This is a genomic window from Nitrospirillum bahiense, from assembly GCF_007828025.1.
GTDB classification, from domain to species: Bacteria; Pseudomonadota; Alphaproteobacteria; order Azospirillales; family Azospirillaceae; genus Nitrospirillum; species Nitrospirillum amazonense.
The window spans coordinates 18,891-38,887 of record NZ_VITO01000015.1 but is presented as its reverse complement, the minus strand read 5'-3'; the positions used below and the strand labels follow the sequence as shown (position 1 = coordinate 38,887).

The following is a 19,997-nucleotide window of genomic DNA, read 5'->3' as shown; positions in this document are numbered from 1 at the left end:
TTAAAACAAGGACGGTTGCTGTTTGCTAACATCACCCCATCGGACGTCGGGTATCTCAGGAGAATGCGAGATCTGAAGCCCCCACTTGGGCGGAAAAAAAGGAACACTGATTGGCTTTCTAGCCGAACGATAAACCTGCTTGATACGCTGTCGATTAGCGATACCTTTAATATCGGGATGCGCAGCACGCGCATATTTGGAAATTTCACAGAACAAATTCTGACAGTCGATTGGCTGTAGGGGGCGCCCAAAAAGACCCGGAAAATTGATTCCACGCTCCGCGAACTCATCGGCCTGGCGTTCTGTGATCTTCATGATCACGCGTTCAGCATCAGCAAGCGAAGCAGATGGAAAGCATTTCGAAATGCCATCCAAAGCACCTGGCCCCGCAACAACAAACTCACCCTCATCGAAATCCAGCATCGACGAGTAGTTGAGATCTATTGTAAATTGGAAGGCTAGAAACTTTCCAATTCCAGGATAAGACAAAAGAAGATTAAATACAGAGCGAAGACTATCCGCTCTACATATTCGCGCAGGAAGCCTATCGTTCATCATCGATTTCAATAAACGTAGGTGGTTTGTATGCTTGCGCTCCGCACCATAAGAAGGCGAAGGCATTATATAAGCAGCAGAATAGATACGGCCACCGCAACCAATGATTTTATGAAGCGCCCGATCTAATAAATCAAAATCAGCGCCCTGCCATGAAATAGGACCAACCTCGCGCTCCAGCGCTTCCCAGGTCTCTATTTTATTGAATAGCTTAAAAAGTATAGTACGAAAGAAGAGTTCATCAACCGCCTGCGAGCGGTGGCCATGATATTGGACTTCACGGATAAGATACTGACTTACCCTATCAGAAGCTCGATAAGTATTGGTAAATCTATGTTCTTTTAGTATTCGATCGGACGTCCACGGCGAGGGCTTACCCGCAAGCCGCCGATAGTATATGAAGAGGCGCTCAGCTGCAAACTGCCAATAAGTGTCAAAAACAGGGGATCTATCCATGTATCACCAATATGGCGGAACAGCTTTGCTTAAACTAGCGGTTAAATCAAACGGGCGGCGCCCTTCCAGACGCCGCCCGCCTTGACACTCCGCCTCAGCGACGGTCCCGGCCTCAGCCTTCCTTGGCCTCGGTGGTCACCTTGGGCTTGGGCAGGTCGAGCTTTATGTGCAGTTCCTTCAGCCGCGCGGTGTCGACGGCGTTGGGGGCCTGCATCAGCAGGTCTTCGGCGCGCTGGTTCAGCGGGAAGACGATGACCTCGCGGATGTTGGGCTCATCGGCCAGCAGCATGACGATGCGGTCGATGCCAGGCGCGGAACCGCCGTGCGGCGGGGCGCCCAGCTTGAAGGCCGAGAGCATGCCGCCGAAGCGGGTCTCGAGGTCTTCGGCCGTATAGCCGGCGATCTCGAACGCCTTGTACATGATCTCGGGCTTGTGGTTACGGATGGCGCCCGAGGACAGTTCGATGCCGTTGCAGACGATGTCGTACTGGAAGGCCTTGATGTCCAGCGGGTTCATGCTGGTCAGGGCCTCCAGGCCGCCCTGCGGCATGGAGAAGGGGTTGTGGGAGAAGTCGATCTTCCCCGTCTCCTCATCCTTCTCGTACATCGGGAAGTCGACGATCCAGCAGAAGCGGAAGGCGTCCTTCTCGATCAGGTCCAGTTCCTCACCGATGCGGGTGCGGGCCTGGCCCGCCAGCTTGGCGGCGGGGCCTTCCAGGTCGCAGACGAAGAACACGGCGTCGCCGTCCACGGCGCCGGTCAGCTCGCGCAGCACACCTTGCGCCGCCTCGGGCACGAACTTGGCGATGGGGCCCTTGCCGGTGCCGTTCTCGAACAGGATGTAGCCCAGGCCGGGCGCGCCCAGGCCGCGGGCCCAGTCGTTCAGCTTGTCGAAGAAGCTACGGGGCTTGTCCCCCACGGCCGGCGCCTTGACGCAGCGGACCACGCCGCCCTTGTCCAGCACGCCGCGGAAGGCCTTGAACTCCACGTCGTCGCGGCGGAACACGGCCGACACGTCGGTGATCACCAGCGGGTTGCGCAGGTCCGGCTTGTCGTTGCCGTACTTCAGCATGCTCTCGGCATAGGGAATGCGCGGGAACGGATAGGGGCTGACGGTCTTGGCCACACCGGTGAAGTCGCGGAACTCGGTGAAGATGCCGTGGATGACGGGCTCGATGGCGGCGAACACGTCGTCCTGGGTGACATAGCTCATCTCGAAGTCGAGCTGGTAGAACTCGCCGGGGGAGCGGTCGGCGCGGCTGTCCTCGTCACGGAAGCAGGGGGCGATCTGGAAATAGCGGTCGAAGCCCGCCACCATCAGCAGCTGCTTGAACTGCTGCGGCGCCTGCGGCAGGGCGTAGAACTTGCCCGGATGGTTGCGCGCCGGAACCAGGAAGTCGCGCGCACCCTCCGGCGAGGACGAGGTCAGGATGGGGGTCTGGAACTCGGTGAACCCGGCCTCGATCATGCGGCGGCGGGCCGAGGCGATGACGTTGGAGCGCAGGTGGATGTTGCGGTGCATCTTGGTACGCCGCAGATCCAGGAAGCGGTAGCGCAGGCGGATGTCCTCGCCCGCGTCCTGGTCGGAATTCACCTGCAGGGGCAGCTGGTCGGCCAGGCTCTGCACCACGATCTCATCCGCCTTCACCTCGATGTGGCCGGTGGGCAGCTTGTCGTTGATGGTGTCGGCCGTGCGGGCCACCACGCGGCCGGTCACGGTGATGACCGATTCCAGGCGGGCGGATTCCAGCACCTTGAAGCCGGGATTATCGATATCGATCACGCACTGGGTCAGGCCGTAATTGTCGCGCAGGTCGACGAACAGCAGTTGGCCGTGGTCACGCTTGCGGTGGATCCAGCCGGAGAGGCGGACGGTCTGGCCGGCGTCTTCCTGACGCAGGGCGCCGCAGGTGTGGGTACGATAGGGATGCATGGGGCCGGGCCTTGACGAGTGCGGGTTGGGCAATAGCGCCGCCGATCCGCGAAAACGCGGACTGACGGACCGGCGGACACTAGGGCCGGACGGGGGCGGATTGTCAAGACGGCCGGGCCGATTTGCCCGGCGCCCGGCCGCCTTGGTCCCCCTTAATAACTGATCTTGACGCTACCCATGACCGACCGGGGGCTGCCCGGCAGGTTCAGGTTGGCGTTGGAGCCGTGGGCCGAGACGATGTAGCGCTCATCCGTGATGTTGTAGACGTTGACCTGCAGGGTCACCGGCCCCTGACGGTACCAGGCCATGGCGTCCACCGTGACATAGGACGGCAGGGTCACGGTGTTGCCCGGGTTGGCGTAGCGGTCGCCGACATAGTTCATGCCGCCACCCAGGCCGAAACGGTCGCCGAAGGCCTTGGTCAGCCACAGGTTGGTGCTGTGGCGCGGCGTGATGGTGGCGCGCTTGCCCTGCACATTCTGGCCGGCGTCCTTGGCCACGGATTCCGTGACGCGGGCATCCAGATAGGCATAGCCGGCGATGGCCTTCCACCCGTCCGACAGGTCCAGCGCCCCGGTCAGCTCCACACCATCCGTGCGCTGCACGCCGATGGGCAGCAGCTTCTGGGTCACCGGGTCGGTGGTCTTGATGCCGCTGCGTTCCAGGCGGAACAGCGAGGCCGTGGTGCTGAGCCGGCCCTGCCAGAAGTCCAGCTTGGCGCCCACCTCGACATTGCGGGTGCTTTCCGGCGCGATGTCGGCGTTGTTGGCGGCAACGGAGAAGGCCTCGCCCGAGGGCTGGAACGAGCGGCTCCACGACACGTAGTAGGACTGGGCGACCTCGGCCTTGTCGTCCGTCGGCTGCCACACCAGGCCGGCGCGCGGGCTCCAGTTCCGATCCGTGCGGCTGAGGTTGGCCAGGTTGGCGAGATGCTGCAGCGTGCGCTGCTCGAACCGGTCGAATCGCATGCCCACCAGCGCCTTCAGCTGCGGCAGCAGGGTCACCATGTCCTGGGCATAGACGCCGGTGGTGTCGAACAGGCCGCGGTTGTTGGCGGTGATGGTGCCGAAGGTGCCGGGGTTCAGGGTCGGCAGCACCGGGTTGAACAGCGCGACGGTGGCCACCGTGCCCTGGGAATAGGTGATGGCGTCCTTGGTCTGGTGCCCGACCTCCAGCCCCAGCAGCAGCTGGTTGTCGATGCCCGCCAGGCTGAACTTCTGCACCGCCTCGCTCTGGTTGAACCAGCCGTGCTCATACCGGCCGACGATGGAGCGGGTGAGGGCCGCCGTGCGCGCCGCCTCGTTGACCGAACCGACCAGCGTGTTGCGGCGGTCCAGGTTGTAGCGGTAGTAGCGGAAGGCGTTGCGCAGCGACAGGCTGTCGTTCACCTCATGCGTCAGCGTCTCGGTGGTGGAGCGGACGCGGGACTGGCTGTAGTCCGCGTCCCGGGCGTTGGCGGCGCCGTAATAGGTGCCGGGCGCCACGTCCACCGGCAGGCCGTGATAGGCCGGGATGCCGAAATCGGTGACGCGCTTGTCCTCCAGGTAATCGGCCTGGACCAGCAGCTTGGTCTTTTCATCCAGGTTGAATTCCACCGAGGGCGCCACGGCCTTGCGGTCCAGGAACTGCTGCTGGCGATAGCTGTCGGCGGCCTCGATGGCGCCGGTCAGGCGCAGGGCGATACCGGTGTCGGGCAGCACATGGGCCAGGTCCACCTCCCCCCGCCGGTCGTCCCAGCCGCCATAGCGGAAGCTCGCCTCCGCCAAATCGATGCCCGGCTTCTTGGTGATGCGGTTGATCAGGCCGCCGGAGGAGCCGCGGCCGTAGAGGACGGAGGCCGGCCCCTTCACCACCTCGACCGATTGCAGGTTCGACAGGTCGCGGAAATAGAGGGCGTCGTCGCGCAGGCCGTCGACATACTGGTCGGTGATGGCGGAGAAGCCGCGGATGGAAACCTGGTCGCGCTGGCCGTCGCCGGTGGACAGGCCGATGCCGGGGATGTTGCGCATGACGTCCTGCAGCGACAGGGCGCCCTGGTCCCGCATCACCGCCAGGGGCACCACGTTCACCGTCTGCGGCACGTCGCGCAGCGCCATGTCCATGCGCGTGGCGCTGACCGCGTCCTTGGGGTTGTAGCCCATCGCCGCCTGGCGGTCGGCGCTGACCACCACCTCGGGCAGGGCGCCGCCGGACTTGGCCCCCTCGGCGGCGGCATCGGCCTCATCGGGGCCGGCGGCGAAGGCCGTGAGGGGCAGCAGGGCGGTGAAGAGGCAGGCGGAAAGCAGCAGGCGGGCGCGCATCACAGAGGTCCCCTTTGTTCTTATGCGAATGTTTTTGATAATCACTCGCATATTAAGCCTGCGACATTCTGTCAAGCGAACCCTCCCGGCCCCCGGCCACCCTTGCCGGCGGGTAACGCCGTATCGATGGCAAAACTGCGATTTTCAGGATGCGAATGGCTGCCATGCGTGGGGATGGTCCGCGGCGCCCAGGCGGGGCGACGGAAACACCGTCCCATCCGTCCCGACTCGATGCCCGGCGGCCCTATTCCCGGGCGGCGGGACAGCAGGCCCTATGCACGCGCGCTTAGCTATAGTATGTGAAGAACCCCATGACGCTGATCACCAATACCGCCGACCTCTCCGCCTTCTGTGACCGCCTGGCCTCCGCCGCGTACGTCACCGTCGATACCGAATTCATGCGGGAGAAGACCTACTACCCGCAGCTTTGCCTGGTGCAGGTGGCCGGCCCCGACGAGGCCGCCGCCATAGACCCGCTGGCCGACGGCATCGACCTGTCGCCGCTGTTCGCGCTGCTGGCCAACCCGGCCGTGCTGAAGGTCTTCCACGCCGCCCGCCAGGATCTGGAGATTTTCTTCAACCTGACCGGCACCGTGCCCACCCCCCTGTTCGACACCCAGGTCGCGGCCATGGTCTGCGGCTTCGGCGACAGCGTGGGCTATGAGACGCTGATCACCAAGCTGACCAACGCCCGCATCGACAAATCCAGCCGTTTCACCGACTGGTCCAACCGGCCACTGACCGACCGGCAGCTGACCTACGCCCTGTCGGACGTGACCCACCTGCGCCCGGCGTATGAGAAGATCCGCCGCCGCCTGGACAAGACGGGCCGCGAGGAATGGCTGGCCGATGAGATGGCCATCCTGACCAGCCCGGACACCTACCGCCAGGACCCGGACGAGTCCTGGCGCCGGCTGAAGCCGCGCACCGACAAGCCGCGCTTCATCGCCGTGCTGAAGGAGCTGTGCGCCTGGCGCGAGCGCGAGGCCCAGCGCAAGGACATCCCGCGCAACCGCGTGGTGCGTGACGAGACCCTGATGGAGATCGCCGCCCACACCCCCAGCACGGTGGATGACCTGGGCCGCACGCGTGGCCTGGGCCCAAGCATGGCCGCGGGTCGTTACGGTACCGAAATCCTGGCGGCCATCGAGAAGGCGCGCAGCCTGCCCGACAGCGCCCTGCCCCGGACGGAGCCGCGCGCCGAACTGCCCGCTGGCATCGCCCCCACGGTGGAACTGCTGCGCGTGCTGCTGAAGCTGGTGTGCGATGACGAGGATGTGGCCAGCCGCCTGGTGGCCAATGCCGCTGATCTGGAGGCCATCGCCGCCGACGACAACGCCAAGGTGCAGGCCATGACCGGCTGGCGCTTCGACCTGTTCGGCCGCCAGGCCCTGGCGCTGAAGCACGGCAAGCTGGCCCTGGCCATGGAGAACCGCAAGGTCAAGCTGGTGAACCTGGACTGAGGCTGCAGGCCGGGTCCAGGGTTGCGCCGGCGTCGGCCGGCCAGGACATATTCCGCGAAAGGACACGCAGGCGCGCATGGTTTCATGCGCCGCCGCGCGACATCGTCAAACTGGAACGCCCACCCCTTTGGGCGGCGGCGTTGCCCCATGCCCGCCTCAGGCGGCCATCAGGGAACCCTGCAACTGGGCCATGAAGGCGGTGGACGAGCCGGCAATCGGCGTCGTGCTGTTCAGCAGGCTCAAGAAATCGCTGCTGGCCGTAGTGCCGGTGGACGTGCCGTTGCCGCTGCCATCGGCGCTGGTGCCGGTGGTGTCGGTGGTGTCGGTGCTGGCAGTAGTGGTGCTGGTGGCCGTGGTGCTGGACGTCGCCGGATCGCCGAACAGGCTGTCATCCGCCTTCATCCCGCCACCGCCGTGGTGGCCATGGTGGCCGCCGTGATGGGCCTTGGGCGCGCCCTGGGATGCTCCCTGGGATGCGTCGGTGCCATCGGCCCCCGTACCATCCGTCCCAGTGCCATCCGCGGACGCCGTCGTGATCGGCAGGCCGGTGGCCGGGTCAATGGGCTGGCCCGTGACCGGATCGATGGTCGGGTCGGTGCTGCTGGCATCAGCGGTCGTACTGCTGTCGGCCGCGGCCGTCGTCGTCCCCTGCGTGGGCGTGACGCCCTGAAGGGCCGACAGCAGGTCGCCGCTCAGCTGGAAGCTGAAGGGATTGCTGGTGCCGTTGGTGGTGGTGCCATCACCGCCAAGCAGCGAGGCGGCGGAAGAGGTGGAGTCGGTGGACGAGGTGTCATCGGTGCTTGAGGCCGATGACGCCTGCTGGGCCTTCCAGGCGCCGTAAGACGCCTGGGACGAGCCCACGGAGGATATGGAACTCATGGAAGGGTTCTCCCCGGTGGCCATGAACCCTGGGCGGGGCCGGCCTTGGGCTGCCCCCCGGCCAGCCGCGCCCACGGGTGGCGCAATGGCGCGCGCACCGGCGGCCCGTCGCAAGCCCGGGACCAGCCGGCAAACACTTGAGAAGCCTTGATTTTTAATGAAGTGGCCAGAACAGGCCAACAAACCTGCGATTAAATCGGCAGGAATGCACCGGCATTTTCTGCCGGTCACCAGGAATCTTATTCCCGATTAGTTGCAAATCGGTTCAATGCGATTTTGCAACCATCTGTTTTTATTATCTTTTTATTCTGGCACGCCGGTTGCCAAGGGCGCCGCCCCGGACAACCGGCCACCAGGTACGATCCTTTACTCCGCCGGGGCGGGCGGGGCGGCGGAACCATCGGCCGGCGTGGGCCGGCGCAGGCTCTTTTCGCCCAGGAACAGCAGGATGGGGGCGGCGATGAAGATGGACGACGACGTCGCCAGCACCACGCCGAACAGCAGCACCCAGGCGAACTCGCGCAGCTGCTCGCCCGCCAGCAGGGCCAAGGGCACGGTCACCAGGAAAATGGCCAGCGAGGTGCCGATGGTGCGGCTCAGCGTCTCATTGATGCTGCGGTCGATCAGCTCGCGCAGGGGCATCTTGCGGTAGAGGCGCAGGTTCTCACGCACACGGTCATAGACCACGACCTTGTCGTTGATCGAGTAACCCATGATGGTGAGGATGGCGGCGATGGAGGTCAGGTTGAACTGCATGCCGGTGATGGCGAAGAAGCCCACGGTCTTCGTCACGTCCAGCAGCATGGTGACCACGGCGCCGATGCCGAACTGCCATTCGAAGCGGAAGGTGATGTAGACCAGCATGGCGATGGAGGCCAGGCCCAGGGCCAGCATGCCGTCGTGGAACAGCTCGGCGCTGACCGAGGCACCCACGGCTTCCTGGCGGCGGATGACGGCGCCGGGGAAGTCCTTGTTCAGCTCCTCCTGCACGGCCTTGACCGCCCCCTGCTGGGCGGCGTCGCCGCCGGCCTGCTGCTCCAGCCGCATCAGCACGTCGGAGGGGGAGCCGAACTGCTGCAGCTGGACGGGGCCCAGGTGCAGGCTTTCCATCTTGGAGCGCAGCTTGCTGAAGTCGGCCGGACCGTCGGTGCGGATCTCGATGACGACACCGCCGGCGAAGTCCACGCCGTAGTTCAGGCCGGGCTTGAAGAACAGCACGACGGAGGCCAGCGACAGGAACACCGACAGGCCGATGCCCATGTAACGGCCGCGCATGAACTGGAAGTTCGTGTGGTCCGGCGCCGGGCGCAGGCGGGTGCCCACCACCAGCGCCTTGGGCCGGAAGCGGCGGAACCAGCTGGCGGTGATGGCGCGCGCCACCACGGTGGCCGTGAACATCGAGGTCAGGATGCCCAGGCTGATGGTGACGGCGAAGCCCTTGATGGTCCCGGTGCCGACCGAGAACAGGATGGCCATCTTGATCAGCGTGGTCAGGTTGCTGTCGGTGATGGTGGCGTAGGCCTTGGAGAAGCCGGCCTCCAGCGCCGCCAGGGGCGTGGCGCCCTTCCGCAGTTCCTCGCGGATGCGCTCGTTGATCAGGATGTTGGCGTCGACGGCCATGCCCAGGGTCAGCAGGGCGCCGGCGATGCCGGGCAGGGTCAGCGTGGCCTGCAGGATGCCCAGCAGGGCCAGGGTCAGGAACAGGTTGCACAGCAGGGCGATGTTGGCGAACACGCCGAAGATGCCGTAGCTGATCAGCATGTAGGCCACGACCAGGACGAAGCCCACGGCCACGGCGGTCAGGCCGGCATGGATGCTGTCGGCGCCCAGCTCCGGCCCGATGGTCCGTTCTTCCACCACCGTCAGCGGCACCGGCAGGGCGCCGGCGCGCAGCAGCACGGCCAGGTCGTTGGCCGTCTGGGCGGTGTAGCTGCCGCTGATCTGGCCACGGCCACCGGTGATGGGCTCCTGAATGACGGGGTCGCTGATGACCTTGTCGTCCAGCACGATGGCGAAGGGCTTGCCCACGTTGTTCGTGGTCGTCTCGGCGAAGCGGCGGGCGCCGATGCTGTCGAAGCGGAAGGCCACGACCCAGCGGCCGTTCTGGTCGGTGGTGGGGCTGGCGTCGGTCAGGTTGGCACCGTCGACCTCAACCTTCTTGCGCACCAGGATCTTGCGGTCGCCCCGGCCGTCCATGACGGGCAGGACCTGCGTGCCCGGGGGGGCGGCGCCGTCGGCGCGCGGCGCCTCATCCGTCACCACCAGGCGGAAGGTCATCTTGGCGGTCTGGCCGATCAGGCGCTTGATGCGGCCCGGATCTTCCACGCCGGGCAGCTGCACCAGGATGCGGTCGCCGCCCTGGCGGGCCACCACCGGCTCGTTCACGCCCGTCTCGTCGATGCGGCGGCGGACGATTTCCTGCGACTGCGCCATCGCCTTGTCGATGCGGTCCTTGAAGCCGGCGTCGGTCAGGGTCAGCACGATGGCCTGGCCGTCGGTGCGCAGGTCCACCTCGGGCACGCCGCCGCCGGTGGTGGCCGTGGCGATGGGGCCCAGGGCCTTGCGCGCCGCGTCCACGTCGCCGCCGTCGGCCACGGTGATGGTCACGGACCGGCCGGCGGGGGTGACGCTGCTGGTCTGGATTTTGGCGGTACGCAGGGCGGTGCGCGCCTCATCGACCAGGCTCTCCACCCGTTCCTTCGCCACCGCGTCGCTGTCCACCTGCAGCAGCAGGTAGGAGCCACCCTTCAGGTCCAGGCCCAGGTTGACGTGCCGGTCGGCCATCCAGCCGGGCAGGTAATCCTTGGATATCAGACTGGGCAGGGAGAAGACCACGCCCAGGAAACAGACCAGGGCGATCAACGCGGACTTGAGCGGTGAAAAGCGCAGCATAGGGTACGACGTCCTTGGAACCTGGCACGGGGCCCCCCTCATGTGGGGACGTCCGCCGCAGGGAACAGGCGGCCCGGCGGAACACCCACCACGGGCCGGTTAAACCAAGCGCCTTGAATACCCGCACCCCCGCACGCTTCCAACCAAAAAAGCGAAATGACCCCATCGGCAGATGGAGCCATTCCGTCCCTGGCATCCTCACATCCGGCGGGTCACGCCACCGCCGCCCGCACCGCTGCGGCGCGCCAGGGCCGCGCGTTCGGCGGCGGGCTGGCTGCCGGCCGGCAAATCAGCGGCGGACACGGCGGTGCTGCCGGGGATGGGCGCGCGGCCGGCGGCCGTCAGGAAATGGCCGATGACGCGGCGCCACAGCAGGGGGCCAGCGGCGCGATCCTCCGCCCCCACATCCAGGTTGGGATTGTCGTTCACCTCGATCACCACGACCTCGCCCGAGGGCAGTTGCTTCAGATCCACGCCGTAAAGGCCGTTGCCCATCAGACGGGCGGCGGCCGTCGCCGCGGCCAGGACAGCGGGCGGGGTGTCGGCCACCGCCACGGCGCGGGTGGCACCCTCGTCATGGCTGCCGTCGGCGGCGTGGCGCACGATCTGCCAATGCCGGGGGCACATGTAATATTGCGCTACGAACAGCACCTCACCCCCCAGCAGGCCCACCCGCCAGTCGAAGGCGGTGGGCAGGTAGTCCTGCGCCAGGATGATCTGTGACCGCGCCAGCAGGGCCGCCGCCACACGGTGGAAGGCGTCGATGTCCATCACGCGCTCCACCCCCCGGCTGAAGGCGCCGTCCGGCACCTTCAGCACGGCGGGGAAGGTCAGCGCGGCCCCGACCTCCGCCACGGTGGCGCGGGTCACCAGGCGGGTGCGCGGGGTGGCCACGCCGTGGCCGGCCAGCGTTTCCGCCAGGAAGACCTTGTTGGTGCAGCGCAGGATGCTGGTTGCGTCGTCCACCACCGGAATGCCCAGCGCCTCGGCCTTGCGGGCGAAGCGGAAGGTGTGGTGGGGCACGGCCGTCGTCTCCCGGATGAACAGGCCATCGAATTGCGCCAGGTGGCGGTAGTCGCGGCGGCCGATGACCTCCACCCGCACACCCAGGTCTGCGCCCACCCGCGCCATATGCGCCAGCGTGCTGGCCTTGCTGGGCGGCAGGGGATCGGCCGGGTCGTGCAGCACCGCCAGGGTGAAGGACGCCGCCGCCGGCCCCCGGGGCCGCTGCCAGCGCCGGCGGGCGTACGTCTCCAGCGCGTTCAGGAAAAAGACGTCGTGCATCCGGGGCACGGCGTCGGTGCCCATGGCCGCCACGCTGGCAATGCGCCACCCCCCGTCCTCATACGCCAGGGTCAGGCGCATCAGCGGGCAATCCAGCCGCTGGAACAGACGGGCGGCGACCTCCGTCAGGCCGACATCGGGCGTGCGGCCGAAATAGATGTTGGCGGCGTGCCGCGTGGCGCCGGCCGGCGGGGGTGGCAGGTGCGCCAGGCCGGCGTTCAGATCCGCGAGGCTGTCGGCCAGGTCGGCTTTGCCAGTCAGGTCGGCGAGCGTGCGCAGGGCGGGCGTCACCCGGTCGCCGCGCGCCTCCGCCAGCAGGGAGGCGTAATAGCCGGCGGACAGATAGTCGGCGTGGCGGCACAAATTGATGACGCGGCGCGGGCGGCCCGGCCGGGCGGCGACATAAGCGCCGGCGGTCATGACCCGGCCGTCAGGATCGGGCCAGCGGAAATCCTGCCGCCGCTCCACCACCACGACCAGGTCGGATACGGTCCGCGCCAAGGGGCGCACGGGAACCGAAGGGGAAGGGACGGCTGTGGCGCAGTCCGGCATGGCGCCCCCCCTCAAAAACGCGTACTGGGAAAGGGCGCGGCCGCCACACGGCCCTTCGCGCCTGCCGGACCCGCCCCACCGGCGCGCAGCAGCACGGTGGGGTGGTCGGGCTGGAAGGTGGCGAAGGTCACGGCCGCGCGGCGCTCGGTGAAGACGCCGCCGATGAGGCCGGCGCTGTCGTGGGCGGCCCACAGGCCGCCGGGGCCGCGTTCGATGACGATGATGCGTGCCATGGTGCGTTCCTCTGGAAAGGCCACGGCACCCAAGTCCGCCGTGGTGCCCCAGTGTCCGGGCGGCACGCATTAAATCTCCATGCCAATGCCGGGGCCGGAAGATTAAGGGTTTTTGATTTGGCGCCCCGACGCGCGGCCCCGTACCTTCACGGCATCATGCCGACGCCCCCCGCCACCGCCGCTCCCCCGCCCCGCCCCGCCACCCCGGCCGACCTGGAGGCGCTGCTGGCGCTGGAGAAGATCTGTTTCGAGTTCAACCGCATGGGCCGGCGCAGCTTCCGCCGCCTGCTGGAGCGGCCGTCCGCCCACATCCTGGTGATCGATGGTCCCGACGGCGGCCTGGCGGCCAGCGCCGTGCTACTGTCCCGCCGGGGCACCCGGGGCGTGCGCGTCTATTCCCTGGCCACCCACCCCGACCGGCGCGGCCAGGGCCTGGCCAAGGCCATGATGCGGGCCGCCCTGGACCACGCCCGCGCCACCGGCCACCAATGGCTGTCGCTGGAGGTGCATCCGCAGAACGACGCCGCCCGCGCGCTGTACCACCGCCTGGGTTTCCATCAGACCTCGGTGGAGGAGGATTATTACGCCGACGGCTCCCACGCCTTCCGGCTGCGGCGGTATGTGGATCAGGACCTGACGGCGGGCAAGCCCGGCGCCCGCCACGGCGCCTCCTGATCCAGGGTCGGCGCAGGGCCCTTGCGGCCGGCCAGGAAGTCCAGCAGCGCATCGGTGCCGCCCTTGTCCCACAGGTCGGCGTGGCCGGCGCCCTTGATCCAGGCGGCCCGCTTGGGCTCCGGCGCCGCATTGAACACCGCCCGGCCCATGGCCGGCGGCACCACGCGGTCGGCCTGGCCATGCAGCACCAGCAGCGGGCAGGCGGGAGGGGCGATCTTCAAGCGGCCCACCACGGCCAGCGGGTTGCTGGCCAGGCCCGCCAGCGCCGACAGATGCCAGCGGCCGACCAGCAGATCGGCGCCTGCGGTTGGCGGGGCCGCCAGCACCACGGCAGCCGGGCGCCGCTCCCAGGCCATCTGCAGGGCCAAGGCCGCCGCCGCCGACACGCCCAGAATGACCAGGCGGGAACCGGAGACGCCCTGCGCCGTCAGATAATCCAGGGCGGCGCGGGCATCGGCCAGCAATGCCGTTTCCCCCCAGTCCCCCATCGTCAGGGACAGAGGACGGCGACAGGTCACCATGACGCCATAGCCGGCGGCCACCAAGGTCGCTGCCAGTCCTGACAGGTCCGCCCGGCGCTGCCCCGGTCCCGCCAGGATCAGGACCACCGGCTTGGTGATACCCGCTGGCTGGGCCAGCCAGGCCGTTAGCGTGACACCATCCGCGGTGGGATAAGCGATCGCCCGGAGACCCGATCCATCGGGCGGAGCCCCTGAGTCGGGCAGGCGCGGATGAACAAAAAGGGCGGCACCTCCCTGGCGCGCCAGCATCAGCACCAAGCCGCCGAACACGGCGCCCAGCGTGCCGACGATGATCAGGAGAAACAGGGCAACCATGGTCGTGATCACCCCGCGCCCATTGGCTCAGCCGGCCGCCGAGAGCGGGGCCGCGTCCAGCTCCGCCACCGCCCCGGGACCGCCGCCGGCCTGCAGGGCGTGGAAACGGGCATAGGCGCCGTCGAGCGCCAGCAATTCGCCATGCGTGCCGGATTCCACCACCCGGCCGCCATCGATGACATAGATGCGGTCGGCGTCGATGATGGTGGACAGGCGGTGGGCGATGACCAGGGTGGTGCGGCCCTGCTGCAACCGGCGCAGAGCGTCCTGCACCAGGCGCTCGGACTCGCTGTCCAGGGCTGAGGTCGCCTCGTCCAGCAGCAGCACGGGGGCGTTCTTCAGCATGGCGCGGGCGATGGCGATGCGCTGGCGCTGGCCGCCGGACAGCTTCACGCCGTTCTCGCCCACCCGCGTGTCATAGCCCTGGGGCAGGCCCAGAATGAAGTCGTGCGCCGCTGCCGCCTTGGCCGCCGCCTCGATCTCCTCCTGCGTGGCGCCCACGCGACCATAGGCGATGTTGCCGCGCACGGTGTCGTCGAACAGCCCCGTCTCCTGGCTGACCAGGCCGATGGCGCTGCGCAGCGAGGCCAGCGTCACATCGCGGATGTCCTGGCCGCCCAGGGTCACGGACCCGCCGGTGACGTCGTAGAAGCGGGGGATCAGGTTCAGGATGGTGGTCTTGCCCGAGCCGCTGGACCCCACCAGGGCCACCGTCTTGCCCGCCGGCACCTCCAGCGACACGCCATCCAGGGCCACCGTGCCGTCCTGGTAGGCGAAGCGCACGTCGTTGAACCGGATGGCGTGGGAAGCGACGGCCAATTCGGCGGCGTCCGGCCGGTCGACGATGCGCGGCGGCGTATCCAGCAGGGCGAACACCCGCTCCGCCGAGGCCAGGCTGACCTGCAGCTGGGTCTGCAGCTTGGACAGGCGCTTCAGCGGCTCGAACGCCAGCAGGAAGGCGCCGGTGAAGCTGGTCAGCGTGCCGGCGGTGCTGTGCCCCGCCGCCGCCTCCAGCCCGCCATAGATGATGACACCGACGAAGATGACGCCGCTCAGCACCTCATTGATGGGGATGAGGGAGGAGGAAACGCGGAAGGACTTGTTGGTCAGCTTGCGCAAATCGTCGGCGATGCCGGCCACGCGCCGCATCTCATACTCTTCCATGCCATAGGCCTTCACATGGCGGGCCCCCTGGAAGGTCTGGGTCAGGATGCTGGCGAAGGTGCCCAGCGCCGCCTGCGTGCGCCCCGCCACCCGGCGCAGGCGCCCGGTCATGCGGCTGAGCATGAGGGTGGTGAAGGGCACTACGGTCAGCGAGATGGTGGCCAGCAGCCAATCCTGCTGGAACATCACGCCCACCAGGAAGATGAGGGTCAGCACGCTCTGGCCGTAGTTGGTCAGCACCTCCGCCGTGCCCTGGCGCACCTGGTTCACGTCGTTCACCAGGCTGGAAACCAGCTGGCCCGACGGCAGGGAGTGCAGGTAGGCCAGATCCGCCTTGATCAGGTGGTTGTAGAGCTGCTTCTGCAACGCCGCCACCAGCCGCTGGCCCACGTTGTTCATCAGCACGGCGGAGAAGTAGCCGGAGAAGCCGCGCACCACGAAGGTGGCGAAGACGATGACGGCGAAGGTGCGCAGATAGCCGGGGTTCTTGCCGCTCAGCACCTCATCGATCAGGGGCACCAGCTTCTGCGCCAGCACGGCGGAGCTGCCGGCGTTGATGGCGATGAGGATGCTGGCCAGCAGCACCATGCCGATATAGGGCCGCAGGTAGTTGCCGGCCAGGCGCCTCACGAGCGGCAGGGTGGCGGTGTGGCGCGGCTGGGACTTAGGCTTCTTGGACAAGGGACCGGCGAACCTCGGACTGCGGGCTCGGGGCGCCCGGCAGGGGAAAAGACGGGGCCATGCTTAGCACGAAGGCGGCCCGGCCAGCCAGAACCGGCGGGCACGGTGCTATCCAGATCCCCGTTTCGGCGCCAGTCCCCAATGGGCGGGCTACATCTCAGGAATCAGACAATATACGTCGCCCAACCACATCCCATGTGCCGTCCCTCATTCTGAGAAAGACGATGCCGTTGCTGCCGCCCAATCCCTTGATCTCTCCAACATCATAAAACACAAGAGCCTGCGTTCCTTTATAATTTATAATTGGCGCGGCAATTCTCACTTCCAATGGCCCATAATTTGTAACATAGGGCGCGACCGTTGGCTTATATAAAGCATAACGTTCATTTCGAAGGCTGCCGATCGGGTGTGGCTTCGTGCGATCTTTTATGCAGCGCTCCGCCAATGCCCGGTGTTTTGAAGCATACGACACGTGAATTATTTCCGGGGTTGGAGCTTCTCCTTTCCAACCCAGTTTCCAGAAGTCGCTCTTCTCCCTAAGAGGAAGCGTCTTGTAGTTTTCGGGGCCAACCTTCTCTAGAACATAGGGAAAATCTGGGGCGCCGTTGGCAAGAACGTCGGTCAACTGGGCCGTGCCATAGAGCGCGGCATAGGCCACATCAAACTGCTTCCGACATGACTCCTTATCAGATTGGAGAGGTCCGGCAGACGCCTGGCCGGAAAGCCCAAATACCAGCAGAAAAGCCGATGCCGATACCCACACCCGGGAAGTCATGGCCACCTCGCCAGAATTGAAATCGCCGAGGGTCGATGTGCGCCCCTCGGCGAACCACAGGGTAACGGTACACCACTCACCGCCGGGTGCTTACCCCCGGTCGGTGATGCGCAGCGACAGGTCGGGCAAACCGTCGATGTGGGCGGTGATGAGGTCGCCCGGCACCACCGGGCCCACATTCTCCGGCGTGCCGGTGAAGATCAGGTCGCCGGGCAGCAGGGTGAAGGCCTGGGACAGGTTGGCGATCTGCTCCGCCAGCTTCCACGTCATCTGATCCAGGGTGGAGGACTGCTTGACCTCGCCATTCACCGCCAGGGTGATGGGACCGGCGGCCAGGTGCCCCACCTGGGACACGGGGTGCAACGGGCCGATGGGGGCGCTGTGGTCAAAGGCCTTGCCGATCTCCCACGGCTTCTTGATGTCGCCCATGGCGCGCTGAAGGTCGCGGCGGGTCATATCCAGGCCCACGGCGTAGCCGAAGACGTGGGTGAGCGCCTGGTCGACCGGAATGTTGCGCCCGCCCGCGCCGATGGCGGCCACCAGTTCCACCTCATAATGATAGTTGCTGGTCAGCGTGGGATAAGGGTGGTCGGCGATCGTGCCCGGCATCACCACCTGCACGGCGTCGGCCGGCTTCTGGAAGAAGAACGGCGGCTCCCGCGTGGGGTCGGAGCCCATTTCGCGCGCGTGCGCCGCGTAGTTGCGTCCGATGCAATAGATGCGGTGCACGGGGAAGACGGCATCAAGCCCGGCCACGGGCACGGTGGGCTGCGGGACGGGGAACAGAAGCCGGGGCGCGCTGGTCATGGCCTGGTCATCCGGGCGGTAGCAAGGGGCCGCCACCATAGCAGAGCGGCGCACGCGCGCCAGCCCGGCCCCATTTCGCCCCCAGGCCGGCCCACCCCGTGCCACTTTCACCGTCTAACAGAAGCCGGTACGCTGTGCCGCCCGGCCCAGCCCCCTAGTTTAATGTCGTCCCCCGCCGACAGAGAGATGATCGCCATGCCCGACCGCCATCCTGAGCGCCACGCCCCCCGTCCCACCTTAGGCCTGGCGCTGGGCGGGGGCGTCGCCCGGGGGTGGGCACATATCGGGGTGCTGCAGGCCCTGGCCCACCACGGCATCCACCCCGACGTGGTGGCGGGCTGTTCCATCGGCGCGCTGGTGGGCGGCGTCTATCTCGGCAACCATCTGGAAACGCTGGAGCACTGGGCGCGCAACCTGACCAAGATGCGCATCCTGGGCCTGCTGGACCTGCGGCTGCGCAGTGGCGGCGGGCTGATCGGCGGCGAGAAGCTGCTGGCCGAACTGAACCAGCACCTGGGCGATGCCACCTTCGACGACCTGTCCAGCCCCTTCATCACCGTCGCCACCGACCTAGCGACGGGCAAGGAGGTGTGGCTGCGCCGCGGCTCGGTGGTGGAGGCCATGCGCGCCTCCTACGCCATGCCGGGCATCTTCCCGCCGTCCCACGTCGATGGCCGCTGGCTGGTGGACGGCGCCCTGGTCGACCCCGTGCCCGTGGCCGCCTGCCGCGCCATGGGCGCCGCCATGGTGGTGGCGGTCGACCTGAACGCCGACATCATCGGCCGCACCCGGGGCCGCCACGATGGCGAGGCGGGCGCCGCCGCCCCGCCCGATGCCGCCCCGGCGACCGAGGACATGGAGGCACCGGCCGACCTGGGCGGCGAGGTGCCGCAGAAGCATAACTTCGAGTTCCTGTCCGCCTTCCTGCAATCCCGCCGCGCCCGGCCGCAGCCGCCCAAGTACGAGGGGCCCAGCATGTTCGGCGTCATGGCGACCTCGCTGGGCATCGCGCTGGACCGCATCACCCGGTCCCGCCTGGCGGGCGAGCCGCCGGACATTCACCTGAAGCCCCGTCTGGGCCACATCGGCCTCTTGGAATTCGACCGGGCGGAGGAGGCCATCGCCGAGGGCAAGGCCGTGGTGGAGCGGGCCCTGCCCGAACTGCGCGAGGCCCTGCGCGTCTTCGGCATCCCGGTGCGAATGGCATCTTAATATCCGCCGACCATCCACCGGGTGAATGGCGGCCTATCCCCCTCATCCGAAAGGCCAAAGGTCATATACGGGCACTGGCTCTCCTCATCCATCAGTACAGCTCGCCAATCACTTTAAGTATTGTTCAGATTTTCTTGCTTGTCCTCGGGCGAGTTGGATTCCATGACTATGGCATCGAATTTGTCGCGGAGCCCTGCCCGGTCCACCGGTTCGCTCCCGTCATGATTTGATGCCCGCCGTCGCATACCCGCGGCCGGGCGACATTGGACCGGGAACTACCCGTCTAAGGAGACACCATGTCTATCGGCACCGTTAAGTGGTTCAACAGCACCAAGGGTTACGGCTTCATTCAGCCGGAGGATGGCACCGCCGACGTGTTCGTGCACATCAGCGCCGTCGAACAGGCGGGCCTGCGCTCGCTGAACGAGGGCCAGAAGGTCAGCTTCGACCTGCAGCACGACCCCCGCAAGGGCAAGTCGGCCGCCGGTAACCTGCGCACGCTGTGATCCCCCGGGGGACCTTCGGGCCCCCGTGTCACGGTTGGTTTGAGAACGGGCGGCCGCCCCAGACGGCCGCCCGTTTTGTTTTGAACCCCTCCCTTCGGATAAGGCGGCGCGTGATTGATCCTGGTCAATGCCGGGGTGGGTCGGAGGGATCATGGTGGGGGCGTGAAAACAGTTATGTGGGGGTTCCATTCCATGCCCGACGCCCTTGCCCATTTCCGCGCCGAAGACGCCATCGCGCTGTGCGTCATCGACGTGGCCAACGCCCTGGTGCGCCACAGCGAGCCCCTGCTGGAAGAGGCCGGACTGACGGCGCCGCAGTGGACCGTGCTGATGAACGTGGCGGGTGACCGCAACTTCAACGACGGCCCCACCCAGCCGGCCAACGACCCGCATGCCGACGCCTACGCCGGCGCCGACCTGGGCCGTGCGGGCTGCATCTTCTCGTCCGAGATCGCCGCCGCCCGCGGCCTGTCCCGTCCGCACATCAGCGCCACGGTGACGGAGTTGCTGCGCAAGGGCCTGATCCGGCAGGAGGACGACCCCAGCGACCGCCGCCGCAAGCTTCTGTCCGCCACCCCGGAAGGCTTGGCCGTGCTGCGCCGGCTGCAGCCGCTGCGCCAGGCGGTGAACGATCTGCTGCTGGCCGACCTGGACAGCCACCAGCGCCGCACTCTGCTGGAGGCCCTGCGCATCATCCGCGACCGGTCCCGCCGGGCGGAGCATGTGCGCCCTTACGCCGACCGGCCGCACGCCCTGCGCCACGCGTCCTGAACGGCCTGACGCCAAGACACGCC

General features: G+C 67.1%; 16 protein-coding genes. 5 read left to right on the top strand and 11 right to left on the bottom strand.

Annotated features, from left to right (window positions below):
- The 3 genes from FBZ88_RS20310 to FBZ88_RS20300 all read right to left on the bottom strand — a co-directional run bounded on the left by FBZ88_RS20310 (position 1) and on the right by FBZ88_RS20300 (position 5,244).
- A complete protein-coding gene (locus FBZ88_RS20310) occupies positions 1–1,011 on the bottom strand; it encodes a nucleotide kinase domain-containing protein (RefSeq protein WP_186464511.1) in 1,011 nt (336 codons plus the stop codon).
- Positions 1,012–1,123: 112 nt separating this feature from the next.
- Positions 1,124–2,944, bottom strand: a complete 1,821-nt coding sequence (gene aspS / locus FBZ88_RS20305) for an aspartate--tRNA ligase (RefSeq protein WP_145618982.1) — start codon at positions 2,942–2,944, stop codon at positions 1,124–1,126.
- Positions 2,945–3,096: 152 nt separating this feature from the next.
- The gene (locus FBZ88_RS20300; protein WP_145618981.1) at positions 3,097–5,244 is read right to left on the bottom strand and encodes a TonB-dependent receptor; all 2,148 of its coding nucleotides are present in this window, start codon (positions 5,242–5,244) and stop codon (positions 3,097–3,099) included.
- 311 nt (positions 5,245–5,555) lie between these two features.
- On the opposite strand from FBZ88_RS20300, the gene rnd reads away from it, so the two are divergent.
- The gene (rnd, locus tag FBZ88_RS20295) at positions 5,556–6,707 is read left to right on the top strand and encodes a ribonuclease D (protein ID WP_145608359.1); all 1,152 of its coding nucleotides are present in this window, start codon (positions 5,556–5,558) and stop codon (positions 6,705–6,707) included.
- Positions 6,708–6,863: 156 nt separating this feature from the next.
- Here rnd and FBZ88_RS20290 read toward each other — a convergent pair whose 3' ends face one another.
- From FBZ88_RS20290 to FBZ88_RS30350, 4 genes are all read right to left on the bottom strand, one after another.
- A complete protein-coding gene (locus FBZ88_RS20290; RefSeq protein WP_145618980.1) occupies positions 6,864–7,586 on the bottom strand; it encodes a hypothetical protein in 723 nt (240 codons plus the stop codon).
- Positions 7,587–7,952: 366 nt separating this feature from the next.
- Positions 7,953–10,478 carry a protein translocase subunit SecD gene (gene secD / locus FBZ88_RS20285; RefSeq protein ID WP_145618979.1) on the bottom strand — a complete coding sequence of 842 codons (2,526 nt, stop codon included), beginning with the start codon at positions 10,476–10,478 and terminating at the stop codon, positions 7,953–7,955.
- A gap of 198 nt (positions 10,479–10,676) precedes the next feature.
- Complete coding sequence (locus FBZ88_RS20280; RefSeq protein ID WP_186464510.1) at positions 10,677–12,263, bottom strand: RimK family protein; 1,587 nt, start codon at positions 12,261–12,263, stop codon at positions 10,677–10,679.
- Positions 12,264–12,325: 62 nt separating this feature from the next.
- Positions 12,326–12,613, bottom strand: coding sequence for a hypothetical protein (locus tag FBZ88_RS30350; protein ID WP_186464509.1), 288 nt, complete (start codon positions 12,611–12,613; stop codon positions 12,326–12,328).
- A 90-nt stretch (positions 12,614–12,703) separates the two neighbouring features.
- Between FBZ88_RS30350 and FBZ88_RS20275 the strand changes: the two genes are divergently transcribed.
- Complete coding sequence (locus FBZ88_RS20275; RefSeq protein WP_145618977.1) at positions 12,704–13,222, top strand: GNAT family N-acetyltransferase; 519 nt, start codon at positions 12,704–12,706, stop codon at positions 13,220–13,222.
- Here FBZ88_RS20275 and FBZ88_RS20270 read toward each other — a convergent pair.
- From FBZ88_RS20270 to FBZ88_RS20255, 4 genes are all read right to left on the bottom strand, one after another.
- Positions 13,174–14,058, bottom strand: a complete 885-nt coding sequence (locus FBZ88_RS20270; RefSeq protein WP_145618976.1) for an alpha/beta hydrolase — start codon at positions 14,056–14,058, stop codon at positions 13,174–13,176. The genes FBZ88_RS20275 and FBZ88_RS20270 overlap by 49 nt on opposite strands.
- 27 nt (positions 14,059–14,085) lie before the next feature.
- Complete coding sequence (locus tag FBZ88_RS20265) at positions 14,086–15,903, bottom strand: ABC transporter ATP-binding protein (protein WP_246138768.1); 1,818 nt, start codon at positions 15,901–15,903, stop codon at positions 14,086–14,088.
- Between the two features lie 157 nt (positions 15,904–16,060).
- Positions 16,061–16,678 (bottom strand): hypothetical protein, encoded by a 618-nt coding sequence (locus tag FBZ88_RS20260; protein WP_145618975.1) that lies wholly within the window; start codon positions 16,676–16,678, stop codon positions 16,061–16,063.
- A 90-nt stretch (positions 16,679–16,768) separates the two neighbouring features.
- Complete coding sequence (locus tag FBZ88_RS20255) at positions 16,769–17,485, bottom strand: fumarylacetoacetate hydrolase family protein (protein ID WP_145618974.1); 717 nt, start codon at positions 17,483–17,485, stop codon at positions 16,769–16,771.
- A 195-nt stretch (positions 17,486–17,680) separates the two neighbouring features.
- Here FBZ88_RS20255 and FBZ88_RS20250 point away from each other — a divergent pair, with 195 nt between their 5' ends.
- The 3 genes from FBZ88_RS20250 (at position 17,681) to FBZ88_RS20240 (ending at position 19,974) form a co-directional block, all read left to right on the top strand.
- Positions 17,681–18,697, top strand: a complete 1,017-nt coding sequence (locus FBZ88_RS20250) for a patatin-like phospholipase family protein (RefSeq protein ID WP_145618973.1) — start codon at positions 17,681–17,683, stop codon at positions 18,695–18,697.
- A gap of 296 nt (positions 18,698–18,993) precedes the next feature.
- On the top strand, positions 18,994–19,203 hold the full coding sequence (locus FBZ88_RS20245) for a cold-shock protein (RefSeq protein WP_040849967.1): 210 nt from the start codon (positions 18,994–18,996) through the stop codon (positions 19,201–19,203).
- Positions 19,204–19,395: 192 nt separating this feature from the next.
- Positions 19,396–19,974: a MarR family winged helix-turn-helix transcriptional regulator gene (locus tag FBZ88_RS20240; protein WP_186464508.1), complete on the top strand. Its 579-nt coding sequence runs from the start codon at positions 19,396–19,398 to the stop codon at positions 19,972–19,974.
- The last annotated feature ends 23 nt before the right edge of the window (positions 19,975–19,997 follow it).